Origin of the sequence: Leptolyngbya sp. FACHB-1624, from assembly GCF_047649235.1 — a bacterium.
Taxonomy (GTDB): domain Bacteria; phylum Cyanobacteriota; class Cyanobacteriia; order Leptolyngbyales; family Leptolyngbyaceae; genus Leptolyngbya; species Leptolyngbya boryana.
In genome coordinates this window covers 4803565-4828269 of sequence record NZ_CP180258.1, presented here as the reverse complement: position 1 = coordinate 4828269, position 24705 = coordinate 4803565, and the positions used below count along the sequence as shown (strand labels likewise).

16 protein-coding genes are annotated in these 24705 nt (G+C 47.4%); 4 read left to right on the top strand and 12 right to left on the bottom strand.

The genetic code is table 11. The features are described from left to right. The first annotated feature begins 52 nt into the window (after positions 1-52). Positions 53-1831 (top strand): iron uptake porin, encoded by a 1779-nt coding sequence (locus tag ACMUEV_RS22905; RefSeq protein ID WP_190653865.1) that lies wholly within the window; start codon positions 53-55, stop codon positions 1829-1831. A 95-nt stretch (positions 1832-1926) separates the two neighbouring features. Here ACMUEV_RS22905 and ACMUEV_RS22900 read toward each other — a convergent pair whose 3' ends face one another. Beyond that, complete coding sequence (locus ACMUEV_RS22900; protein WP_190653864.1) at positions 1927-3057, bottom strand: methanobactin export MATE transporter MbnM; 1131 nt, start codon at positions 3055-3057, stop codon at positions 1927-1929. Continuing rightward, positions 3054-3953 carry an MbnP family copper-binding protein gene (locus ACMUEV_RS22895; protein WP_347277640.1) on the bottom strand — a complete coding sequence of 300 codons (900 nt, stop codon included), beginning with the start codon at positions 3951-3953 and terminating at the stop codon, positions 3054-3056. Before ACMUEV_RS22895 ends, ACMUEV_RS22900 begins: the two co-directional genes overlap by 4 nt. A gap of 187 nt (positions 3954-4140) precedes the next feature. Between ACMUEV_RS22895 and ACMUEV_RS22890 the strand changes: the two genes are divergently transcribed. Further along, positions 4141-6906, top strand: coding sequence for a TIR domain-containing protein (locus ACMUEV_RS22890; protein ID WP_190653863.1), 2766 nt, complete (start codon positions 4141-4143; stop codon positions 6904-6906). Between the two features lie 117 nt (positions 6907-7023). Here the strand turns inward: ACMUEV_RS22890 and ACMUEV_RS22885 are convergent, their stop codons facing one another. Beyond that, positions 7024-7815: an IS5 family transposase gene (locus ACMUEV_RS22885; protein ID WP_415354614.1), complete on the bottom strand. Its 792-nt coding sequence runs from the start codon at positions 7813-7815 to the stop codon at positions 7024-7026. A gap of 125 nt (positions 7816-7940) precedes the next feature. On the opposite strand from ACMUEV_RS22885, the gene ACMUEV_RS22880 reads away from it, so the two are divergent. Beyond that, positions 7941-8867: an NAD-dependent epimerase/dehydratase family protein gene (locus tag ACMUEV_RS22880; RefSeq protein WP_190647525.1), complete on the top strand. Its 927-nt coding sequence runs from the start codon at positions 7941-7943 to the stop codon at positions 8865-8867. Positions 8868-8948: 81 nt separating this feature from the next. Then, positions 8949-9779: a Ycf66 family protein gene (locus ACMUEV_RS22875; RefSeq protein WP_190647523.1), complete on the top strand. Its 831-nt coding sequence runs from the start codon at positions 8949-8951 to the stop codon at positions 9777-9779. Between the two features lie 76 nt (positions 9780-9855). Here the strand turns inward: ACMUEV_RS22875 and ACMUEV_RS22870 are convergent, their stop codons facing one another. The 9 genes from ACMUEV_RS22870 to ACMUEV_RS22830 all read right to left on the bottom strand — a co-directional run bounded on the left by ACMUEV_RS22870 (position 9856) and on the right by ACMUEV_RS22830 (position 24630). Next, positions 9856-10626, bottom strand: coding sequence for a hypothetical protein (locus tag ACMUEV_RS22870; RefSeq protein ID WP_190647521.1), 771 nt, complete (start codon positions 10624-10626; stop codon positions 9856-9858). Between the two features lie 102 nt (positions 10627-10728). Beyond that, positions 10729-12414, bottom strand: a complete 1686-nt coding sequence (locus ACMUEV_RS22865) for an ArnT family glycosyltransferase (protein ID WP_190647518.1) — start codon at positions 12412-12414, stop codon at positions 10729-10731. A 65-nt stretch (positions 12415-12479) separates the two neighbouring features. Then, entirely contained in the window at positions 12480-12941 is a 462-nt protein-coding gene (locus ACMUEV_RS22860) for an MgtC/SapB family protein (protein ID WP_190647516.1), read from the bottom strand. Further along, the gene (locus ACMUEV_RS22855; RefSeq protein ID WP_190647515.1) at positions 12942-15494 is read right to left on the bottom strand and encodes a U32 family peptidase; all 2553 of its coding nucleotides are present in this window, start codon (positions 15492-15494) and stop codon (positions 12942-12944) included. A 79-nt stretch (positions 15495-15573) separates the two neighbouring features. After that, on the bottom strand, positions 15574-17472 hold the full coding sequence (locus tag ACMUEV_RS22850) for a hypothetical protein (protein WP_190647513.1): 1899 nt from the start codon (positions 17470-17472) through the stop codon (positions 15574-15576). Between the two features lies 1 nt (position 17473). Further along, entirely contained in the window at positions 17474-18673 is a 1200-nt protein-coding gene (locus ACMUEV_RS22845) for a VWA domain-containing protein (RefSeq protein WP_190647511.1), read from the bottom strand. Next, positions 18670-20994: a DUF5682 family protein gene (locus ACMUEV_RS22840; protein ID WP_190647509.1), complete on the bottom strand. Its 2325-nt coding sequence runs from the start codon at positions 20992-20994 to the stop codon at positions 18670-18672. The genes ACMUEV_RS22845 and ACMUEV_RS22840 overlap by 4 nt, the downstream gene beginning before the upstream one ends. Next, positions 20994-22091 (bottom strand): ATP-binding protein, encoded by a 1098-nt coding sequence (locus tag ACMUEV_RS22835; protein ID WP_190647507.1) that lies wholly within the window; start codon positions 22089-22091, stop codon positions 20994-20996. The genes ACMUEV_RS22840 and ACMUEV_RS22835 overlap by 1 nt, the downstream gene beginning before the upstream one ends. Continuing rightward, positions 22084-24630 (bottom strand): DUF4132 domain-containing protein, encoded by a 2547-nt coding sequence (locus tag ACMUEV_RS22830; RefSeq protein ID WP_190647504.1) that lies wholly within the window; start codon positions 24628-24630, stop codon positions 22084-22086. Before ACMUEV_RS22830 ends, ACMUEV_RS22835 begins: the two co-directional genes overlap by 8 nt. Positions 24631-24705 lie beyond the last annotated feature (75 nt).

Genomic DNA, 24705 nt, shown 5'->3' with positions numbered 1-24705 from the left:
AATAAGTCTGTATACCGGATACGATCCGGGTGGTGGAGGAGTGAATAAATCTATGAATAAGCGGCTTCTGTTAGCCCCGGCTGCTGCATGGATAGCGAGCCTTGGGTTCGCTTCGAGTGTGAGTGCAGAATCAGCGATCGAGCAAAAACCAGCAGCGGATGGAATGCAGCGCTTTGCTCCTCTTTCCCAGCTTGAGACTTCTGAATCGAAGTCTGTGCCTGCAAGCGTGAGTCAGGTTACTTCTGTTTCGCAACTTTCAGACGTGAGACCGACCGATTGGGCGTTTCAAGCTCTGCAATCCTTGGTTGAGCGATATGGATGCATTGCAGGCTATCCTGACCGAACCTATCGCGGCAATCGGGCGTTGACGCGATACGAGTTTGCCGCCGGGTTAAATGCGTGTCTCGATCGAGTGAATGAACTGATTGCGGCTGCAACTGCTGATTTAGTCAAGAAAGAAGATTTAGCAACACTACAGAAACTGCAAGAAGAATTTGCTGCAGAACTTGCAACGTTACGAGGTCGAGTCGATGCTTTAGAAGCAAAAGTAACGACGCTCGAAAAACAACAATTCTCAACCACGACAAAGCTCACCGGGAATGTCTGGTTTAATCTCACGGGCGCTTTTCCCAGTGGAGATATCACCGCAGAACGAAATCCCGCAGGTGGGGGAAATAGTGCTTTTGCGCCGCCTGTGCGAGGAGCGGGTGGAGTGCCTTCGCGGGTTCAGCGCCGCAATGTAAATCCGACATTTAGCTACTATACGTTCTTAAACTTAACCACTTCGTTTACAGGGCGAGATCAGTTAGTCACTCAGCTTGTTTCTGGAAACGGCAACTCCCCAGCCAATCAGTTAGTATCTTCGGGCTTTTTTAACTCTTGGGGAACTCCTTTCTTGGATCAAACCGGATTGCCTCCGAATTCAGGACTAGCAATTCGTGAGTTGTTTTACTCGTTTCCGCTCAATGATGCAGTTCGAGTTGTTGTTGGTCCGAGAGTCAACTTCTATCGCCACTTTGATCAAAATCGGTTTACCTTTTACTTGACAGGGACAAGTAGCTTTAACTCGAATGGAAGTACGTTGTCCAATGCAGTCGATCGCGGTTCGGGAGCGGTTGTTGCTTGGAACATTAATAAACAACTACGCCTCACAGCAGCTTATTTAGCTGAGAATACAGAATTTCTCAACTCTGCTGCGGGCTTCAATACGTCGAGTAATCCGGCTAGAGGACTATTCAAGGGCACAAATACGCTCAGTGCTGAATTAGCTTATGCTCCGAGTCCTAGCTTTAATTTCCGGTTTTTGTATACACGATCGAATCTTGACCCGACGAATGGCTTTGCAGGAGGTTCAGCAGGTGAACCGCTGCCTTACGGTTTTGCAGATGATGGATTTGGGGGGCGAGTCCGAGAGTCAACTTCGGATGCGTTTATTGCAAACTTTGATTGGTTGATTACGCCGAGATTTGGAATTTTTGGGCGGTATTCTTATGGACGTACCAACATCAATCCGGTGAATCCTGTGCGCGCGGGTGGTGATGTGAAGGTGCAATCTTTCCAAGCGGGATTGGGTTTCCCGGATTTGGGTAAGAAAGGGGCATTGGGCGTGATTTCGTTTGTGATGCCACATGACTACATTGATGGTCGGGAATTTTTACTGTCAGGTGGAGGTGATGGGGGAACGCAGTACGATTTAGAAGTGTCTTACTACTATCCGTTGACGCGAAATATTGCGATCGTGCCTTCGTTCTATGCGATTTTTAACGCGAACAATTTCGAGAGTAATCCGACCGTGTTTGTAGGAAATGTTCGCACCCAGTTTAGTTTCTAGAAGTAACGATTGACTCGAAGCGTTAAAGATATTCTGCTGCTCTCTTAACAGGATCGTTGAGAGAGCAGCAGAATAAAGTCTTTTATTTGCAATCCTCAGGAATTTGGATTGCTAAACGCTGGATTTTGGATGAACGATTCATCAGTCAAGCTTTGCAGAAAAGCGAGGAGATCTTGCTTTTCTCGATCGCTCAATTGAAACCCTTTGACAAATGAACTTTTGAAAGGATTCTCGCTGCCGATCCCGGCAAATGCGCCTGCGTGAATCGTTCGTCCGCCTGCTTCGTAATGTTCAATCACTTTTTCGAGAGATGCGATCGAGCCATCGTGCATATAAGGCGCAGTCAAAGCAATATTGCGGAGGCTCGGAGCCTTGAATCGACCCATATCAGAGGGTTTGAGTGTGATTTCCTGAATTCCAGTGTTATTGCTTGGATAAGCGCCTTTTCCATCTAGGTTGTAAAGCCCAGTATTGTGAAACGCAATCTCATGAAAAGCTAAGCGCGAATGTTTTACAGAATCCGAGAAATTGATTCCCCCATGACAATGAAAACATTCGAGCCGTTCACTTTCAAATAAGGCTTCACCCCGTTTTGCCGCATCTGAAATGGCGCGATCGTTGCCTCCATATCGATACTGATCGTAAGGCGAATTGAATGATACTAACGTGCGCTCGAAAGCTGCGATCGCTTTTGCCAAATTTTTAATGCTGACCTCTCCATCAAAAGCAGCTTTGAACAATTTGGAATACTTCGGATCGTTCTTTAACATTGCCAGGATTTCTTGCTCTTTGCCGACCATGCCCATCTCGATCGGATGCTCTCCAAACAAGGGCACGAGCAATTGATCTTCTAAATTGATCAAGTTGGGATTTGCCCAAGTGAGTACCGAATTGTAGGCAACATTGGTTAAGCTCATCGCATTGCGAGGATGAGAATCCCCTGTTGCTCCGATCGAGACAGATTTCTTCTCGGTGAATGCTCTCGATTGGTCATGACACGTTGCACAAGAAAACTCACCTGTAATCGACAAGCGTTTTTCATAAAACAAATGTCGTCCTAGCTCAACCTTGGCATTGCTCATGGGATTATCTGCCGGGACAATAGGCGTGGGTGTCCAATCCGGCAGATTCCATTGATAGCGCTCGGTTGCAAGAGCCGAACTCAATCCCACAGACAAGCAGAATGAGAGAACTGCCAGAACGATTAACGTGAGAAAGCGCTTCATTGTTTCGGAGCAACACGAAAGAAGGTTTGACGGGCAGGTTGTCCGTTCCAAGGTAAACCGAAGTTTCTCATCACTCCAGCACAATCGCCGTCTTTTGGATCAGACATGCAGCCGAGTGGTGTTTCAGGCTGATTTTTTGCAAGATTTGTATTGGCAACGAGCGCCGTGATGTCGGCAGCAATTGCATCTTGTTCTGGATTGAAATTATTGAAGGTAATCGTTGAAGTGTTGGGATTTTTGCAGCTTTCTGGTTTTTGCGCTCCACCCATACAGCCAGTACTTCCCAAGTGAATGATAAATCCAGCCCGATCGCGATGATGGGCAGGCGTTTTACCTGGAGCATCATGCTTGGAATGTGCTGACATCGCAGGCGTGAAGTCAATTCGAGCGAATTTGTAGCCTGCTCGCCAATTCCACCAGAGCGAAGTCAGATTCAGCGGAGAAGGTGCAATCGCAGCATCATTGTGATTGAGATTAAACGGCACCCCTAAAGTAAATTTCACGCCTTTGTAAGTTCCTTTTGGAACTGTGCCAACAATGCGATCGTTGGTGTCGATCGTGCCATTAGAACACATGCCAGATTTGTTTTCAAAATCGATCAATGCCACATTCTGATACTGCCATTTCTGATCTTGTGTGAGGGTAACGGGCACTGTGCGACCCTGAGCATCAATCAATGCGACTTCCGAGACATAGAACCGAAAATCAGTTGGGTTAACAGAAATCGCAGGTGTCCCAAGCGAGTAAGCGGCATCGCATCGAAAAACTTGCTGCCCCGCCATGCCGCGAAACTGAATCGTAATCGGCTGCGTTTCCTGCGCCGCTACACGTTGAGCCATCAAACAAATCGAAAGTCCAAACAGAGAAACACCAATCTTCATAAACTGCACGTTCACAGGTCGTTCCAACTCTAAAACAGGCGTAGCTTGGATTCAAAAGACGGCTTGTAGTACTCTGTCGTTTTCCCACTCCCCACTCCCTACTACACTCGATCTCTGACATAAAAAAGCTTCGAGCATCTCCGTAAAACGCGAGTAGAATTTAGTATCTTTTTTACCCACGCAGAGACCCGCTTTTGCTGCCATGACTGACGTTTTTATCTCCTATTCTCGGAAAGATAAGCTCTTTGTGGAGCGGCTGCACAATGCGCTGAAAGACCAAGGACGCGAAACTTGGGTGGATTGGCAGGATATTCCACTGACCGCAGATTGGTGGCAGGAGATTGAGCGTGGAATTGAAGGGACTGCGACCTTCGTATTTATCCTTAGCCCAGATTCGATCGCGTCAGAAGTCTGCACTCGTGAAATCAATCATGCGGTCAAACATAACAAGCGACTTGTGCCGATTGTGTATCGCGAAGGCTTTGGGCACACTCATCCGGCACTCGCAAGACATAACTGGCTGTTTTTTCGAGAATCGGATGACTTCGATCGTGGGTTTCAGCAGTTAACAACTGCGATCGAGATGGATTTAGAGTACGTGAAATCGCATACTCGCTTGGAAGTTAGAGCGATCGAGTGGGAGCAACATCAGCGCAACGAGAGCTATTTGCTACGAGGAGCAGATTTAGAAGCCGCAGAAACTGCATTGCTGCGCGGGACAGGAAAGCACCCGCAACCGACCGAACGACAGGGACAGTATGTGAATGCAAGCCGTGAGGCAGAGCGCAAGCAACGGCGCCAAGAAGCGAGACGGCAACAAGCATTTTTGACTGGAGTCGGAACATTCGCGTTACTAGCATTAGGATCTGCGGGGGTTGCCTTTCAACAGCGACAAGAAGCGATCGAGCGAAAAGTCAATGCGGAGTTAAATGCTCAAAGCCTCAGCGCGTTAAATCTGTTCTCATCTCATCTGGAGATTGAAGCTTTACTCGCAGGGCTGAAGGCAGGACAACAGATCAAACAAGCAAACCTTCAGATCGACAATACAGCAATGCAGGTTGCGACAACGCTGCACCAGTTAATTTACGGGGTGAAGGAACGCACGCGACTGGAAGGACATAGCCTTGCTGTCAATAGTGTGAGTTTTAGCCCCGATGGCAACACGATCGCGACTGGCAGTGGAGACAATACAGTCAAACTCTGGAGCAAAGATGGTCAATTACTCAAGACCCTTGAAGGACATACTGGCTTTGTCCATAGTGTGAGTTTTAGTCCCGATGGTCAAACGATCGCGACTGCAAGTTGGGATAACACAGCTAAACTCTGGAATTTGAATGGACAATTACTCAAAACGTTTGAAGGGCACGAATCTTATGTCAACAGCGTGAGTTTCAGCCCGGATGGTACGACGATCGCGACAGGAAGCCATGACAACACAGTTAAACTCTGGAATTTGGATGGACAATTACTCAAAACCCTCAAGGGGCATAGCAATCCTGTCTTCAGTGTGAGCTTTAGTCCCGATGGTAAAACGATCGCGACAGGGAGTGCAGACAGCACAGTGAAGCTCTGGAGTAAAGATGGCCAACTCCTTAAAACGCTCAAGGGTCATAGTGGTAGTGTAAAGAGTATCAGTTTTAGCCCTGACGGTAAAATTCTTGCCACAGGCAGTAGTGACAATACGGTTAAGCTGTGGAGCCTGGAAGGTCGAGTCCTGAGAACGCTCAATGGGCTTGGTAGAGGTGTGGACAGTGTGAGCTTTAGCCCCGATGGCAAGATGATTGCTGGCGCGAGTGAGAATGCTGCTCAATTGTGGAGCATTGAGGGGCAAGAACTGGGTGTATTCAATGGACATAAAGAGTATGTGCTGAGTCTCAGCTTTAGTCCTGATAGCAAAACGATCGCGACAAGCAGTAATGATGGTACAGCAAGAGTATGGAGCATTGAAGGTCAAGGGCTAAAAACCTTTAAAGGGCATGATGACCGCTTACATAGTGTGAGTTTTAGTCCCGATGGTCAGACGATCGCAACGAGTAGTCAGGACAACACAGTCAAGCTATGGAATAGAAACGGGCAAGCTCTCAGAACCCTCAAAGGACATATTTCCGGTGTCGTGTTTATCAGGTTTAGTCCGGACGGTAAAACGATCGCGACAGCTAGCTATGACGATACAGTAAAGCTCTGGAATCGAGACGGGCAAGAGCTTAGAACCTTGAAGGGGCATGATTATCATGTGAATAGTGTGAGCTTCAGCCCCGACGGTAAAATGCTCGCGACAGGCAGTGACGATAAGACCGTAAAGTTGTGGAATTTAGATGGGCAAGTTCTCAAAACCTTTAAGGGACACGATGAGTCTGTAAAAAGTGTGAGCTTCAGTTCCGACGGTAAAATGCTTGCCACAGGTAGCTATGACAAGACTGTAAAGTTGTGGAATTTGGATGGGCAAGTTCTCAAAACCTTCAAAGGTCATGACTGGTCTGTGGAGAGTGTGAGCTTTAGTCCTGATAGCAAACTGCTTGTGACAAGTAGTGGTGACAAGACAGCAAGATTATGGAATTTGGACGGGCAACTTCTTAGAACTTTCAAAGGGCATAGTGGTTCTGTGAACAGTGTGAGCTTTAGTCCTGATGGCAAGACGATCGCGACGGGGAGTGAAGACAAGACGATCCGATTGTGGAATCTAGACGGACAAATGCTGAGTACCTTGAAAGGGCAGAACAGCCCGATCAAGAGTATCAGTTTCAGTCCAAATCCGAGTCATCTTCTGCTTGCTTCTGCGGGTGAAGATGGAGCAGCTATTCTCTGGAATTTCGACTTAGATGACTTGCAACAGCAAGGGTGTCAGTGGCTCGATGGTTATCTTAAATACAATCCAAATGGCAAGCAATACCAAGACCTGTGCAAGGATGTTGTCCCGAAGTCTATCAGTGATGATCCGAATCCTTGGGGAAATCCCTCGCTTTTCTGACAAAGCTATTCCAGCGATCGTAATCGAACAGCACAGCAGCGAATGCAGAAATTCCCCATTCCCCCACTCCCCCAATCGCCCTAAGAGGGTGTTTTAAAAGTCGGAGTCGGTCAAATTTTATGCCAATCTCCTAACCATGATCCGAATCATTGCTAAGTAAATCCAAGTCTCTGAAGTTTCTGGAAGTAACTCATAATCCCGAACTAAGCGACGACAGTGCATCAGCCAGCCCAGAGTTCGTTCCACCACCCATCGCTTTTTGAGCAGGACAAAGCCTTTGGTTTGTTCCGGGCGTAAGACCACTTGGACAATCCAACGACAGATGGTGACCACCCAGTGCATAAAGGGAAAGCCATCGAAGCCGCCATCCACCCAAATCGTGTGTAGACGAGACACGGCTTTCCCGCGTTGTCGCACCCGCTGGAGGACAGTTTTGCCGCCGGCGCGTTCTGGGGTGCTGGCAGCAGTGACAAAGACCCGTAAGATCAATCCCAGCGTATCGACCGTGATGAATCGCTTGCGCCCTTTGATCACCTTACCTGCATCAAATCCGATTGCTGCATGCACTCCTGCCGCACTTTTCACGCTTTGGCTATCGACAATTGCTTCAGATGGGCTCGGAGAGCGCCCGACTTCGATGCGGATGCAGCGATAGAGACGGTCGTGAATGCTCAACCAGGTTCCATCCTTACGCCAATTACGAAAGTAAGTGTAGACCGTTTGCCAAGCTGGAAAATCTCCAGGTAACGCTCGCCACCGCACTCCTTCGACTAAAACATAAAAAATTGCATTGAGAATGTCCCATAAGTCTACTTCTCGCGGTCGTCCCCCTGGTTTTGCATCAGGTAGCAGGTCGCTCAACAATTCATATTGGGCAGGAGTGAGGTTACTGGGATACGATTTACTCATGTAGCTCTCTCGGTGCTGTGCTTTTACGTATTTACAGCTTATGACCGGAGAGCTTTTTTACAGCCTCAATTGTCTTTTAAAACATCCTCTAAGATAAAACTTGTTGTAAATTAGGCGCGATCGCGATGCGAATTCTAATTATGGGTGGGACTCGGTTTATCGGAGTCTATCTCACCCAGCTTTTGGTGCAGCAAGGGCATGATGTGACTCTGTTCAATCGAGGCAATAAGCCCGCTCCAGTCGAAGGCGTAAAGCAAGTGACGGGCGATCGCACGAATGCAGACGATTTGAAACAGTTGGCAAATCTCGATTTTGATGCCGTGTTTGACAATAACGGGCGAGAACTCAGTGATACTCAGCCTTTAGCCGAACTGTTTAAAGGGCGAATTCAACATTTTGTCTATATGAGTTCGGCGGGAGTCTATCTCAAATCCGATCAAATGCCCCATGTCGAAGGCGATGCCGTCGATCCGAAGAGTCGGCATAAAGGCAAACATGACACCGAATCTTATTTGGCGGATGCTGGAATTCCGTTTACCTCGATTCGTCCGACTTACATCTACGGGCCGCAAAACTATAACGACTTAGAAGCGTGGTTTTTCGATCGCATTGTGCGCGATCGTCCCGTTCCGATTCCCGGACATGGACAACATTTCACCCAGTTTGGGCATGTGAAAGATTTAGCGGCAGCAATGGCGAAGGTGCTAGGAAATCAAATCGCGATCGGACAAATCTATAACGTGTCAGGCACACGAGAAGTCACTTTTGATGGATTGGCGCGAGCTTGTGCAACAGCGGTTGGCAAGGATCCAGGCAGTCTTAAAATCGTGCATTACGATCCAAAATCGTTTGACTTTGGCAAGAAAAAAGCCTTTCCGATGCGGGCGCAACATTTCTTTGCAGATGTGCACAAGGCGATCACCGAACTCGATTGGACACCGGAGTTTGATTTGATTTCAGGGCTGAAAGACTCCTTCCAGAACGACTATTTGAAGACTGGACGCGATCGCAAAGAGATTGATTTCTCACTCGATGATCAAATTCTCGCTTAGTGCAGTTCTGTTAACCCTACCTGTGTACTCTGGCGCTTCAGAGTACATTTAATGTAGTTTTTCCGAGTTGAGGGCAGCAAAATGCTGACATTTCTTTTAGCGTTATTCGTTGCATTGGGTAGCTTCGGGCTTTACATGTCCGCGTTTTTTTACCCAGAAATTTATCGTAAAGGCGATCTAACTCTGGCAGGAGTGGGATTGTTTTACGCATTGGTACTTTGGATTTGTGCCGATCGTATTACCGGGGGGGTGTTGTTAGGACAGATGGCAAGTGTGACGCTGATTGGGTGGTTTGGCTATCAATCGCTGACTTCTCGATTAGGCTACACGCCTTCGACAGCTGAATTGCAAACAAAATTTACAGAAGCACTCAACTCGGAAAAGACGGCGAAAGCAGTCGAGCAAGGAAAACAACTGTTCTCAACGGTGAAAGATCGCGCGCAATCCTTGTTGAATCGAGGAGAGCAAACGACTACGGCAGAACCCTATCAGCCTTTGACCCGCGAGGATTTTGGGAATCCCAATCCTGAAGTGGGTAAGCCGGATGTGATGGGAACGATTGGGGCAGTGGGCGGTGCGGTCGCTGGTTTATTTAAGAAGCCTGAGAAAAATAAAGAAGTCTACGTTCGCAAAGAGTTTCGCGAAGAATCGACAACTCCTGCAACTCCGGTTGAATCAACTCCTCCTACAACTCCGGTTGAATCAGCAATTCCTGCAACTCCGACTGAAGTTGTGACGGATGAAGATGATGATTTCGGATTTGAGGAGGACACGATCGCTGAAACACCAACAGTGATTTCTCCTGTAGAAGTGGCTGGTGTTTCTGATTCGGCAGTTACAGCCGATGAGGTGATCGAAGAAGAAGTGGCATATGAAGCCACGGAGCATGAGAAACAAGAGCCAGAGTCGTAGATCAGTTTTGAGAAGCTAGAGAAAATGAGGTTCTCTCCGGTACCAGGAGAAGAACCTCATTTTTTAAGCGAAAGAATTACAATCCAGCGAACACACTGAAGCGATCAGCGATCGCTCGAATATTGGCTGCCAACTGTTCTTTCGTAATGCTTTGAGTCGCGCGAGCAGTAATATTGCGGCTAAAGCCACCCCCAGTGAAGAAGTCTCCGATCGATTTGGTGACCGTGCCGACGAGATTGGAACCGCGCACATCGAGATTGGTCGATCGAGCATTGAACGTATCAACTCGAATTGGACTACTAGAGTTATCCAAACTCAGCGTTAGGTCTAGCTCTAAATCGAAAAACACACGATACGACGGATCAGGTAATGCAAACACATTCGCAGAAGCGTTGACATTATTCCGAGGAGCAACGAGACGCACACTAATTTGATTCGCTCCTGGACCAGCTTTCACCTCTTTGATGGCGAGATCTCGCAAATTGACTGAGACATTTTTCAGGTGAATGGTTTTTATGATTTTGCCAACGCGTTTTCCATCCAGCTCATCTTTGATTTGCTGCGCCAGTACGCCTTTGCCAAATTCGCTCCAAGCGGTATCGATCGTTTGTTGGATTTGACCGGATCGAGCTAAAACTTGTTGCACGATGGGAGAAGGCGGAACTGGGGCAGGAACGGGTCTGGGCTTGGGTTTGGGTCTCGGTTCACCAGTACATAAAGGTGCATCTGGGGTTTTATCACAATCAATCACAGCCAGGGCAGGGCTGCCAATTCCTGCGAGTGTGATCAGTGTGAGGCTGGCGATCGCGCTCATTGAACGAGAGGGAACACAGAGTCGAGTCATCATGAATCTCCTTGAGATCAACTTTTGCCAGATCAATCACAAACTGCAATTGATTTGGTCTTGGTTTCTCTCACGATTCAGAGGATCGAATTATGCAAAGATGTTTCACCTGCGTGCAGATCGAGGGGGCAATTTTTTCGGTTTTTTAATTGCTGTTGTGGTTGTCTTGGTTACAGGATTCCGGCTCACCAATACCCAATTTTCTGTCGTTCCTAACCACTGCATTTGCTTCTGCGGCAACTTCTTCAGGGCTTCCATGTCCAGCAACAAATGAGGATGAGCATCTTCTTTCCATCGCTTGATCAACCTCTCAGAGGTCTCAGGCACGATCGTTCTCTGACTATAAAAATTCAAAGACGGACGGAAATAAGAATATGACGTATAGATGGTTTGCCCCTTCGGAGTTGCTCTCTGAATCATCACGCCTACGGGTTTGGCTGGAAAAGTTTCTTGTAATTCCCATACCCAATGATTTGACATCATCAGCGCGAGCAGCGTCAGATACGTTCCCCAAATCAACACCACAATAAATTGAATATCCTGCCGTGCAACTAAAATCGAGGCTACGGTCAGCGTCAACGCTAAAGTCGAGAATACAAGCTGCACATCCGGCTGCGCTCTCATGCCGTAATAAATTGTGCCTGCCCAAGCCACGATCGATAAAACCAAAAAGACTGCCATCCAAATCCGGGCTTTGGGAATCGGGCGCGGATCGGAAAACATTGCGGGTTGCCAGAATTCCTGAATCTGTGCGCCAATCATCAGCGCAAATGCAGGATAGAGCGGCATCGCATACCAAGGCAGCTTTGTCTGCATCACCGAAATCACAACGAAATACACGCCGCTCCAAACCAGTGCCAATTTTGCCCAACTGAGATTGCGATTTTCCCAAGCGTGCCGCAATCCAACGGGTAGAAATAACACCCACGGAACGCCCTGTTTCAGAACTTCCAAAGCGTAATAGAAGACTGTGCCGCGATTATCTTCTACGGGGTCTGACACTCGTTTCAAAGACTGGTTCCAGAAATGGATGCCTAGAAATTCATTGCCATAGCGAACGATCTGCGCACCATTCCACAGCACAACCGGGATGCACCCTAATCCAAATCCACTCCACAAATATGCCGATGTCAGCAATCGAGGCGTATCCCACGCGAGAAACGCTAGCGCGATCGCCACTAATAAAATTCCTAAAATTCCTTTCGTTAAACAAATGCAGCTAAAGGCAAGCCCAATGCCCAATCCCCAACGCAAGTCTCTGCGCGATCGTAAAACACACAAAATCATTGCCAAGAAAAAGCAGAGAATGGCTCCATCAAGCATTGCCAAGCGTCCCTGCCGCACGACTGGCAGTGAGGTGAGATACACCAAAGCCGCAAAAATTGCGGGACTGCGTTGGAAAAAGATTTCGCGCCCGATTCCGTAGAGTAAGGGTACAGAAGTTGCGGTTAACAAGGCTCCTGGAAGGCGAGATGTCCATTCATTCACGCCCCAAATTCGATAAAACAGCGCCACCATCCAATGCACTAGCGGTGGTTTATTCCAATAGGGTGCGCCATTGGGGTCAAGCGGAAAGAGCCAAGCCAGCGTATCAAATGGGGCTTTAGAAATTTCGCGGGCGATCTGCGCGACAATTCCTTCATCCCAATCGCGTAAGGGCAATCCGCCTAAATTGATTGTGAATAACAAGAGCGCGGCTGCCCAAAGCCCGATCGACCAAGCCGGATCAATCCAAGCTTGGTATTTTGTCGCAATCCCTGATTTTTGACCGGAGGAGATCTCATGATCCATGTTGGAAATATTGAATTGTTAGGCTAAATGTCACTGAGTCGATGCAATGTATCATTTATTCTGCATCATTCTTCTTCATCTAGGTCATTTCGGCGGGAAACGATCGCGCGTTGTTCAACTTGTTTGACCCCAATTAAGATTAGCAGAGTCAATACCGTACCTAAGAGCGTCAATAGCCAAAGTCCTGCTCCTGAAGTGATTCCCAACGCGGCTGTGACCCAAATCGAGGCAGCAGACGTTAACCCTTTGACTTTAGGATTGCGTTGATCAGGGCGCGATTGATGCAAAATTTCCCCTGCGCCCAAAAATCCGACTCCAGTTGCAATCCCTTGAATTGCCCTGCTTAACTCCTCTCCCGAACCATTGATTTCGATCGGGACAAGCACAAACAACGCCGCTCCCAAGCTGACGAGCATATGCGTTCTCAGTCCACCTGCCTTATGTCGTTGTTCTCGATCCCACCCGATCATGCCTCCTGCAAGTATGGCAAGGACTAATCGGATCACTAAATTGTCCCAGTTGTGCATCTAAGTCAAAGTTCCGCGCGTGACACCGAGTTGATTTTGGAGTTTGAGATCTCGCCAGAGTTGAGCACCTGTGATTTCGTGATTGAGCAGTTGGCGATAGAGTGCGATCGTTTGCGTAATCTGCTGACTCGATTCGTTCAGAAATTCTACTCTAAATCGTTGTGCGCCACTGTGAACGAGGTGATGCAGAAATTCTGCTCCGGTTTGTGCGGTTCCGTTGAAGACCGTGTTTCGACAACCCGCATCTGCTTGAAGGATGTGTTCGATGCCGGGATGTTTTGCGCTGCTGATACCGGAGGCAAGGCGGAGTTTTACTTCATGCTGCTCACACGGTCGCCCGCAATTGGTGAAATCAGTACCAGTCGAGAGGAATGCACAGAAAACACAGTGTTCCATATGGAACATTGGCATGTGTTGGTGAATGGTAATCTCTAACCAATTTGGGGGGCAGCTTTTGAGCAGAGCAATCAGTTGTTGAATATTGAGATCATAGGAAGCCGTGAGATGTTCTAAGCCGAATTGTTTGAAGTAATTTGCGGTGATGGCGTTGGCGATGTTGAGGGAGAAATCGCCAATTTTACGATCGTGTTCAAAGAATTTCAAATGATCATAGTTTCGGATCAAATATCCATCGGCGTTGGATTTGCGAACTTGTTCTAAAATCCATTGTTCACTGGGTTTGGTAATGCGAGGGGGAGCGGCCCAAATTTCTGCATCTGAGCGTTGGCGGGTGAGTTCAACGGCTTGGCGATAAGCGCGCGGGTCTTCAAATTCGCAGTAGATGGTTTGAATTCCGAGTTTGAGAACGGTTTCGAGTTGCTGGAGATTGCGAACTAGGATGGTGAGTTCTGGCTGCGGTTGGAGGGGATTCTGCCCCCTAAATCCCCCACGAGTGGGGGACTTTGAATCGGAAGTCTTCGGCTCGAAGTCTGCCGGAATCGAGAATTCAGGGGATTTCTCAGATTCGTTATCGATGCGAGGCAATAATTCTGAATGCGATCGCGCTTCGTCTAACTGCCATTGTTTTGGCTGCATTCTGAGATTTTCTAAGCGATCGACGATTTCCCGCCGCATTCGATTTAATTCGCTCACGGGGATCATGGCTGCATCTGTGAGATGGTTCTCGAATTTGCCTAAACAGAAAGGGGTGTTGCCTAATCTGCCGAATTGTTCTTTCAGTCGTTCTGTGGTTAATGGCTTGGAATGCGCTTCGATCAGGGGCATTTCAGATTCAATGCGCGTAATGTGCCCGACCGTATCTCTGGCGATCGCGATCAATTCTTTGCCAATTTCGCCATGAATTTCGATGTCGATCGGGCGCTGGAATTTTGGCTGATCTCCTGCATAGGTTTGGCGAATTTGACGATCGAGTTCTGGGTCGCTGGTTTTCCAAACGCGATCGCCAATATCAATTCGTCTCAAATTCAACTGATCTCTGCCGAAGGTCAGCACTGTTTGATTGCGATGTTGCTCGACGGCATAAATTCTGCCGCCTTCTTCTTTGGCTTCGGGATGTCCGCTGTCGAATACAACGCCATCACCGGGTTTGACGGGGGCTTTGGTCGCGATCGTAATTTGCTCGTGCTGAATCTGGGTGACTTCGCCGAGATAAACGCCTCGTTTTTTCCCGAACCTGGCATGGACTAATTCTTGATTGTTAATGCCCTCAAACCATCCAGTATGTAATCCGCGCGAAAATGCCATTTCTAAGTTGTATCGTTCAGCATTCACATCGGTGATCGCTTGATCGAGCGCATTGCGATACACTCGCGTGACGTTTGCCACGTATTCAGGAGATTTCAGTCGTCCTTCGATTTTGAGGCAAGTGACTCCTGATTTTACTAAGTCTGGTAGAACAGCTAAGCCTGACAAATCTTGTGGACTGAGCAAGTATCGTCGATCGCCTAAATTTACGGCTTCGCCATCAGAAATTAATTCATAAGGCATTCGGCAGGCTTGAGCACATTCGCCTCGGTTTGCGGATCGACCGCCCAATGCTTCACTCGTCAGACATTGCCCTGAATAAGCAACGCACAACGCTCCATGCACAAAGACTTCCAGCGGCAATGTAAGATTGCTTTCCGTAAGTTGCTTTTGAATTTTGTTGATTTCTTTGATCGAACATTCGCGCGCGAGAACGACTAACTGACAGCCTAATTCTTTTGCAAACTCGACTCCTGCGGCACTGGTCACGGTCATTTGTGTCGAGCCATGAATCGGAAAATCCGGCGACAAGTGGCGAATCAGGCGACAAATGCCGATGTCTTGAACAATGACAGCATCGACTCCGGCAGCAATAATCGATCGTAGATATTGTTCTGCCTCGACTAATTCATTTTGAAAGATTAACGTGTTCAAGGTGACGTATCCTTTCACGCCGCGCCAATGCAGAAACTCCATTAGCTCTGGCAAATCGGATTCTGTAAAATTTTCTGCCCGCATCCGAGCATTAAACCGCTCCAGTCCAAAGTAGATTGCATCTGCGCCATTCTCGATCGCTGCTTTGGCACAGTCCCAATTTCCCGCAGGTGAAAGAAGTTCTGGAGTGTTCATGGTTAGTCGATCGTCATTCGATAGAGAGGCTTTTCAATCCTAAGATGTTCTTACAAAGATTGGCTGAGAATTTCGCTCTTTATTCTCGATCGACCAGATGGTGCAGAACGGACAGGGTGAGAATGGATTGGCTAAGAGATTGAAGGTTCTGATGGGGTTCGATTAATTGAGATGTTATCGGGTCGATCGTTGCGGTCAATGTCTGAAATCCAAGCTTGTGACTGGCTTCATTGATCTCTTGCCAAGTTTGTAAGGTCTGAGAATTGGAGTGCTCGATTCCGATAAGGAGAAGATCCGCGATCGCATTTAACACGCTCTCTAAATAAGTCTCAATCGGATCAAGCCCGATCGAAGTTGAATTTGCAATCAATACACTTTCTGAGACATGTTCAGCGATCCAAGGTTGCAAAAAGGAATCCTCAAACACAAGTCCAATGGGCGAAATAGTCAGTTGATGACCGGAACGAATGTGACCGGAGACAAAGCAGAGAGGCTCTTGGGTGAGTTGGGTCAGCAGTGCTTCTGTGCCCGCTTGAGCACGATCGTGATACGGAAAATTCAATCGAATTGTGTTTTGTTGGGCATCCCAGAGCGTCGCAGTTACAGATTGGTCAATCGGGGAAAATTCAACAGAGGTTACTTTGTCGATCGCTAACACATACAGATTCTCGGTGAGATGACGAGGACGGAGATCAGCAGGAGGGAGAAGTTGTAAATGCGCGGAAAGTTCAGAAAAGTCTTCGACGAGCAGCGGGGAGCGGAGTTGGCTCCATTGGAAGGATTGAGGGTTGAGAGAGAGCGGAGAACGTCCGGGCAGAAGACGGAAATCGGGAGAGCGTTTGGCAGATTGGATGAGCAGTTGTCCTGAACCCAGTTCAGTGAACGTGTGCTGCTTGAGAACAGGTTTTTGAGCGATATCGGAGAAGGGATCGGGAGCATCGAACTCGGTTGAAAATGCCGTCAGCATTCCAGTATTGGCATCTTGAAAGTAGCTGGTGAGTGTGGTGCTGTTCTGTTTAAACTGGACACCGCAGCCTAAACCGATGAGGCGGGCAGTTCCAATTGCGGTTGTGCGATCGCGCTGTGTACCTGCGATGAAAAGACGAGGAACTTTGCCTGTGTTAGAACGCAGAGCATCACTGCGGATACAGAGTTCAGCGATTAAAGCAATGACTTCGTGAGGAGAAAAGCGAGCATCTCGGTTTTGATAGCGATCGCATTGTTCCAAGAGTTCGACGAGAATCTCAGCAAACCAGATCAGGTTAGCTTGGCGACAGTGTTGTTCACAGCGTTGAAGTTTACTGAGTAAGCTTGAAGTGAGATTGTTCAGTCCTCGCTGGAGTAAGGTTTCGAGAGCTGATTCGATGTCGTCGAGAAGCTGAGTTGGAGTCGTCAGATCAGTTTCAGTGGAAATGATCGCGCTCGTTTGATCATGAAGTTGGCGGAATGCCCAAATTGCGAGAGGCACATGCTGACAAGGAGAAGGCTCGGAACAGTCGCAGTGGGTATATCGGAGATCGTGAGGGACGAGAAAGCGGAGGGTGTGACCGAGAGAGTGCAGATATGCGATCGGCTTTGTACTCGATCGCACTTCGATGACTTGATCCGTTTCAAATTGTTGTTTGAGCCTTTGCAGTTGGGAAGGTGTGAAATGCTTAGCAAGTTCTTCGTCTGAGATGCTGCCTGGATTCCAGGGTTGAGGAGTAAAAGAGTTGGATTGCTGGTAGGCGAGAATTGAGCGGATGAGGTGGCGGCAAATTGTAGTTGCGGAACAGGTACAGTGTCGATCGCTGACAGGTTCGCCATTCGGAAAGGTACATTCAACTGAATCTGACCATTTCAGACGCACGAAGTCATTTTTCTCGATGATCTCAACTGTAAATTGTTCGAGTTCTCGTTTAGCGCGATTGACAATGCCGCGATTGGTTAGGAGGGTCAGATCATCTGTGGTTAATGCAAGTAAATCTGTCCGAGACATGCTACTTCCTCACTGTTCGAGCAATCCATTCTGCAAGTTCTCCGGGAGTCATTGCACCAACATGCATTCCCAGATTGACCAGCGCTTGGGCAGTTGTGCGATCGTAGTTCGGATTGGCATCAGAGTCGAGTGCAGCAAGTCCTAGCATCGTCACACCACTTTCAATTAAACGGCGAGTTGTACTAAACAGCGTTTCGCGAGGTGCGCCTTCATAGAAATCAGTGATCAGAACAACGATCGTGTTGCGAGGATGATCAATCAGTGTTTCAGCATAGTTCAACGCTTGCCCAATGTTCGTGCCGCCTCCGAGTTGAACTTGCATTAAGGTTTCAACCGGATCACGGCATTGTTCGGTGAGATCGACGATCGAGGTATCGAAAATACAAAGATGAGTGCGGATCTGCTGCAATTGACAAAAGATAGAAGCTGTTACTGCGGCGTGAATAATGCTATCGATCATGCTGCCAGATTCATCGACCAGAATGATTAACTGCCAGCGATCGAGATTTCGACGAATTCGAGAATAGAAATGAGGGCTTTTGATATAAAGCCGTTTTGTCTCAGGATCATAGGTGCTGAGATTATGGTGAATTGTGGCTTTTGGGTCGAAGTTTTTCGCAATTTTTAGGCAAGAGCGATGTTGTCGATCGAGCGTGCCTAAGAACGGAGATTGAACCTCACGCGCGAGTTTTTCGAGTAATTGATCAATTACTTTTTGAACAAGTTGCCGCGCCATAGCTAGTACGGCTTGATTCATTAAATGCTTTGTTCGGAGGACAGCTTTGAGTAGAGTTAGGCTTGGTTCTGCACGACTCAGGAGATCTGGATCGGTGATCATTTCTTCGAGCCGATAGCGCTCTAAGGCATCTTTTTCTAAACGCTCAATTGTCTTTTTCGGGAAGAGTTCATGAATTTCATTAATCCACTCTGGAATCGTCAATGCTGAGCCTGCAAGTCCGCCTTCGCGAGAATGCTTTGGGTCAGATGGGTTTTGGGAGTTGCTCGGTCGATCTTTTTGATTGATCCGAGAATGGCTTGAGTTTGGGCGAACATTGCGGGATTGGTATTCTCGATCGTACAAAAACGATAATGCTTCGGCTCGTCGCTGCCAAGTTTCTGAGGCATCTTGTCCGATGTTGGAATCTGGATGCGCCGATAAAATGACTTTCCAACGCATGGCTTGAGTGAGTGGATCATTCATTCGCGGATACCTCGCAGTCCATATTGTGCGATCGTGCTGAGTAATCTGGCTTCTCGTGCTTTAACCTGAGCCATCTGTTCAGGCGAGATTTCCAAGATTGGCGCAGGGGATTTTGTCCAAAATTGAGTCAGCGCGTGTGAAAACATGTGCTGTTCTCTGGGAGTGAAATAAGTAAACGCCAGTCGCAGTGAGGGCAGAGCTTCGAGAAATGCTTCGTCATCAAACTGGGCAATGATGCGATCGATTTGATTTAACAGTTCTGGAGAACGCTGAACAATCTCACGCGCAATGCTGAACAGACCCGTTAAGAAATCGCCTAAGTGATTAGAAATCGCATATAAATCGGTTAAAACTTGCTCAGTAGGAGCTTCGTCGAGTACCCATAGTGCGCCAATGGTTGCACCTCGTAGAACTGGATTTTGAGTTTGCTCCTGGCTCGTGCGAGTGAGAACAGCAACAAAGGCTGCACGATCGAGGTTCAGTGCGCGATCGCATCTTTGCACTGTTTCGAGGAGCGTTTTGACTGCATTGAGAAGCTGTTGATCTTGATCTCGAACTTGTCCAAGACTTTCTAAGAGCCAAAGGCTGCGAGTAAAAGTAACCTGCAAGAGATAACCAATTTCTGCATGTTCTGCAATTCCCAAGAGTTCGTCATAGCTATAGAGATAAAGTAAATGCGTTAAGGTGCTAGTAACAGCAAAGAAATCACTATCAGATTGGATAAGTGTGAGAAGCTGCTGATAGAGAGGAGGAATCAGTGTTTGAACTCCCATTAAGCAAGCATCGAGTAAGAGTAAGGCAGCACTTTCAGATTGCTGCTCACATTTTTTCGCAAGCTCTAGCAATCGCATCTCAGCCGCTTCCAGTAAAGTAGACCCATAAATTGCAGCTTCAATACAACTGCCTTCATAGGCTGGACTCCACGCGATCGACCATTCCTCCCACTGAATCGAGAGATCCTGACGTGCAGCCAGATCGATTCCACCTGTGCGATTAAAGCCCGCAATTTGTAAGATTCGCAGTTGGTGCAAAAGTTTAGAGCAGGCGGGTTCTTCGAGTAGATTGAGTTGGACAATTCGCCCGATCGGTTGGGGTTCTAAATCATGCTGTTTTAATTGCTGCTTGATCTCTTGAACTAAAGGCGGCACAGAAATTCCCGCAGCAAGCTTCCCTCGTTCTGATCCTCGAAAAACTTCATGGACTGCCCGCAGTAGGGGGTGAGTGGTTGTCACTTCTTCTTTGATTAGAGAAGTCACGATCGCATCAATGATATCCTGTCGCCAAATCTCTGCATGACCTCGCAAAGCAGCGAGAGCATGGGCAGCAGATTCAACGGCAATCAAATCTGCTGCGCTGATTAGTTGTTGATGCGATCGTAATGCTGTCACGATTTGAGCAAACACTTCGCGATAGATCGCATTGTGAGTGTAAGTGTCTTCTTGAGCGGAGCTTTGATAACGATGCTGCCAAACCTGATGATAGAAGCCTGGATTGGGCATTCCCGCATCATATCCAGTCAGGCTATCTAAGCGATCGTAAGAAAAAGGAGTTAGCGCAATGCCTTGCTGAACGATCGCAGGTTTAAGGCACTGTTCAAGATAGGAAAAGACTAGACTTGCTTGTGGCTCAGTCGGTGGATTCAAAAGCTGGGTGTGAAGTGCATAACTATGAAAGCCACCCGTTACCACTAAGATTTGACCCCCGTATCGCGCGATCGCTTGCCGAATTTTCTCGGTCATAAAGGCTTCACGCTGCTGATCTTCGAGTGTGGGTTCGTCTAAAGCTCGACAGTGGAAACAGAACTGATGCGCCCGATCGAGATAAGTTTCCAAAGTTATTGCTGGATCAATTTCAAATAAATGATCCCAGAGATGATCCAGCCCTTCAATTCCAAGCGTTTCGCATAATTGGCTGACGTACTGACTTTGGCGAAGTTCGCGATCGCTATAACGATGATGAGCCGTTTTTGTCGTCGCCATTTTCGACCAGGGCAAATCAATGAATTCAGCCGGAATGTCTAATTCTTTGGCGATTTGTAGCGCTTGCCATTCTGGAGAATAGACACAGTAAGGATAGAACGCAGCTAAGCGAGTATTGTCTGAAAAATGAGCATAGCTATACACCGCGATCGGTAATTGGTGCGGTAAGTTAAGCTCGGAAATTTGATCATTAAAATCCGCAGGTCCTTCAATCAAAATTGCAGCAGGGCGAATCTTCGTTGCAAGCTCTCGAACAAATCGCGCACAAGCAGGACTATGATGGCGAACTGGAAAAAAGATCACCTTCGCATCTAAATTCAGAATTGAAGTATCAAAATCCATTACAACACCTGATGATGAGCCGTGTAATAGTCTTGCCAAAGCTGGTCTTGGCGATTTTTTACTACATGATTAAAGTAATGCCGGAGCTTTTTCAAATCATCAGTTGCATCTTTTAAAGCGGAACCCACTAAGCTGTGTAAAAGATTTTCAGGAGTTGGAGCGCGATCGCCATAATAATAAGCATGAATCACCGAAGCATATCCGACTGAAACTGCCTCAGCCGTACTCATCACAGTTGTCAGCGGCTCAAATGTTCGCCCGTCTTCAGTTTGTCCGGTGCGAAGCTCGCGAAATGTAGTAACTAAAACTTCGGTTAAATCTTCATTCAAACTCGCTGGAATGGAAGCCTGTTCTAACATCCGATTTGTTTCTCGCTGAACTAGCTCGATTTCTTGCTGCAAATCTGAGATAGGTTGCAAGGTCTCGAAGTTGAAGCGCCGTTTCAGGGCTGCACTCATTTCATTGACCCCGCGATCGCGAGTATTAGCAGTTGCAATCACATTAAATCCGACTTTTGCATATAAGCTCCGATTGCTATCAGGTAATTCTGGAATGCTCATCATACGATCGCTGAGCACAGACAGTAAAGTGTCTTGAATCTCTAAGGGACAGCGCGTAATTTCCTCAAATCGGACAATCTTACCTTCGCTCATGCCGCGATGAAGAGGGGCAGAAACAAGCGATCGAGAACTTGGGCCTTCTGCTAGTAATAAAGCATAGTTCCAAGAGTATTTGATATTGTCCTCAGTTGTCCCCGCACTGCCTTGAATCGTGAGAGTTGAATCTCCACTAATTCCCGCTGCTAAGAGTTCGCTGAGATAGCTTTTTGCAGTTCCCGGCTCACCGATCAGCATCAAACCTCGATTGGTTGCGAGTGCGACGATGCAGCGTTCCAATTGGGCACGACTGCCGACGAATTTTTGAGTAATGCTCAGTGAGCGATCGCCTAAAATGAATTTCAAAACCGATTGCGGGGTGAGCTTCCATCCACCCGGACGAGGTGCATCTTGATCGAGTTCGGCAAGTTTCTTCAGTTCGGTTGCGTAGAGCGATTCGGCAGCGGGGCGTTGAAGTTCAATCTGAGCGCGTTTAGGCATGACGTTTTTTGGAACGGTGGGTCAGGTGGTCGATTTCGCGGAGCACTTCGCTAAAAACAAGTGGAGCAACTGTCGTTAGCGGAATGCGATCGCGCTCAGTGGGGACACGCCTACCATCCCAATCATTTGCAACAAAGAAAATGCGATCGATGCGTTGATACCCGTGCTCGCGGGGCATCTCCGAGACACTGAGAATAGCGGCGGTATGGTCAGCACGAAATCGCTTACAATACCCGCGCCAATGTCCGCGCCCGATATAGGTTTCAGTCCAGCCTAGCTTCATCAGAGATTGAGTTAAATTGACAGTGAAAACGCCTCGATCGGCGAACCGGGTGACAATCGTAGCATCTTGTTCCTGGGTTGACACAGAATATATTGGGCGATTGACTTGGGCAAAGGGCGGAATCAATTCATAGTCGGACAACAACTCCGCCCAGGTTGATCGATCTGGCATCTCCAACGGATGTGGCAAGTAAATCTCGGCTTCTGAAGAGAGTTCTACGGGCATATCAGAGCTATCCGCGAGAGTTCCATCCTCGGCAATGCGAAAACACATCGATTTAGCTTGCCAAATCAAACTCTGAGCCATTGGACGCACGATCGGATGAAAGACGAAGGACTGAAATTCTGCAACAGTATAAGCAACTCTGTGAATCATTTGCTGCTCAAATCGTAGCGATTGCAGGGTGAGAAATTGCTTGAGTTGGGTTTTGCTGAGTTGGGTTTGATGGGTCTTGGGTCTACGTTTGCGGGGGCTTCCCGAATTCGCAATCGTAGTGCAATGCCTCTCAAGAACTTCTCGCATTGCAAAATCTTCTAACTGTCGCCGAGATAGATTGCGCGCTTTTGCAATCTCATCGAGTGCTTGTTCAGGTCGAATCAGTCTAGAAATCGGCGGGTATGCGAATTGCATCAATTGGTAAATTGCTGTCTCTGACGCATGCAATGTTAGTGCAGCGATTCCCGATATTGCAAGCTGATGCTTTGATGCTTTACACCAAGCTCGAATCAAATCAGCTAACTTGAGAAGAATCTCATCATCGCCTAATCGCCCTAATGCTAAAATCACCCAGTCTGCTCGACCTTTCGGCTTTTTTAAGCTCCATTGTTCATAGAGTTGCCACACAAATTGGCTGAGTGAATCAGCATTTGTATGTTGTCTCAGAATTGATGAGCAATTGTCAGGATCAGCTTGGAGTAGATTCAAGATTGCTTGATGGTGAGTTGTTGAGAGTCGAGTGTCACCAACGACGATCGCGGGTAAATCACTCACTTTCACCCAATCTAGTGGCTCAAGCTTCGGAGCCGCATCTACGATCGCTTTAAACCACTTAGGCGTTTTGCCCAGTTCTTCTCGCTGCGGAGCATCAAAAATGAGCAGTTCGATCTGCTGATATTCATCATTCATTTTTTCACGGATCAAATTACCAAATCCTTGTCGCTGCATCATTCTGAGCCAAGCGATCGCGGTTTCTCTTAAAGGATGTTTTTGAATCGTGAGGGGAAGTAATCCCGCGATCGACAATTCTAGATTTTCTTCTAGCCATTGCTGTGCTCGATCGCGAATTCGCGATCGCTGAACAAGAGCAAGAATTTGGGGAGCGACAATGGGCGATCGGATCAAAGTCAGCACATCAAACATCTCAGCAGCATTTGATACTTCTTTGTTGCTATTGAGCGCAGCAATGCTTTCTGTGACGAGTTCGAGTGCCGTTAATTCTGTATGTGCTAACCATGCTCGAACCTGTTCGGCTGTCCCCAATCGTAATCTTAAACGACGAACATGATGCATGACTAAATCCGCACTTTCTAGCCCAAAAATAACTTCAAGTCTAAAATTGCGATCGAAAGCAGCATAGGATCTTTCAGGCTTCCATTTTGCAACTAAGGCTTCAAGCCAGTCATGTATACCTAATAAGGCGGAAAGATGAGGTCTAAAGTAGAACCTTTGAGGCTCCCAATTTGCCCTAATATAAGTTTTGATTGCTTCAAATTTCGTCTCATTCAAGTAAGGCAAAATATGCTGCCTGAATCCTACAAATAGTTGATATTGCCGATGCTCAGTTAATTTATCTAATAGCTGTTCAATCGATAGAAAATAGCTTAGGATAAACGTCATTTGAGCAGGCGCATAGTTACTTTCAACGAGAGTAAACCATTCCTGTATTTCAGCAATCTCCACTGGAGCGGCTAGATGCTCAGTTTCAAAACGTTCAGTTTCAAAGCGTTTTACTAAGTCTCGAACGCGATCGAAGTGATGTGCTTTCGTAATTGCCTCATACCAAAAAAATGCTTCCTCGATCGACATTGAAACCGGAATTTCACAAGCCTCCCATTGCCAATGTCTACTTTTCAATCGTTTTACTTTTTTTAATTTCGCGATCGCGGCTTCTAATTCAAAAGGTTGTGGCTCTGGACGAACCAACTGGGGACGTTTGCGCCAAGTTGCCCAACACCAGTCTGCTGGATCAAGATCGATGAGAGGATGACGGTCACATTGATGTGTGCCACAGGCATCGAAAGATTCATTCAGCATCATCTGATTGATGGTTCAATTATACTATCGCAGGGATTTGACTCGTTATCATAGCACGCAACTTCGCGATGCATCCTG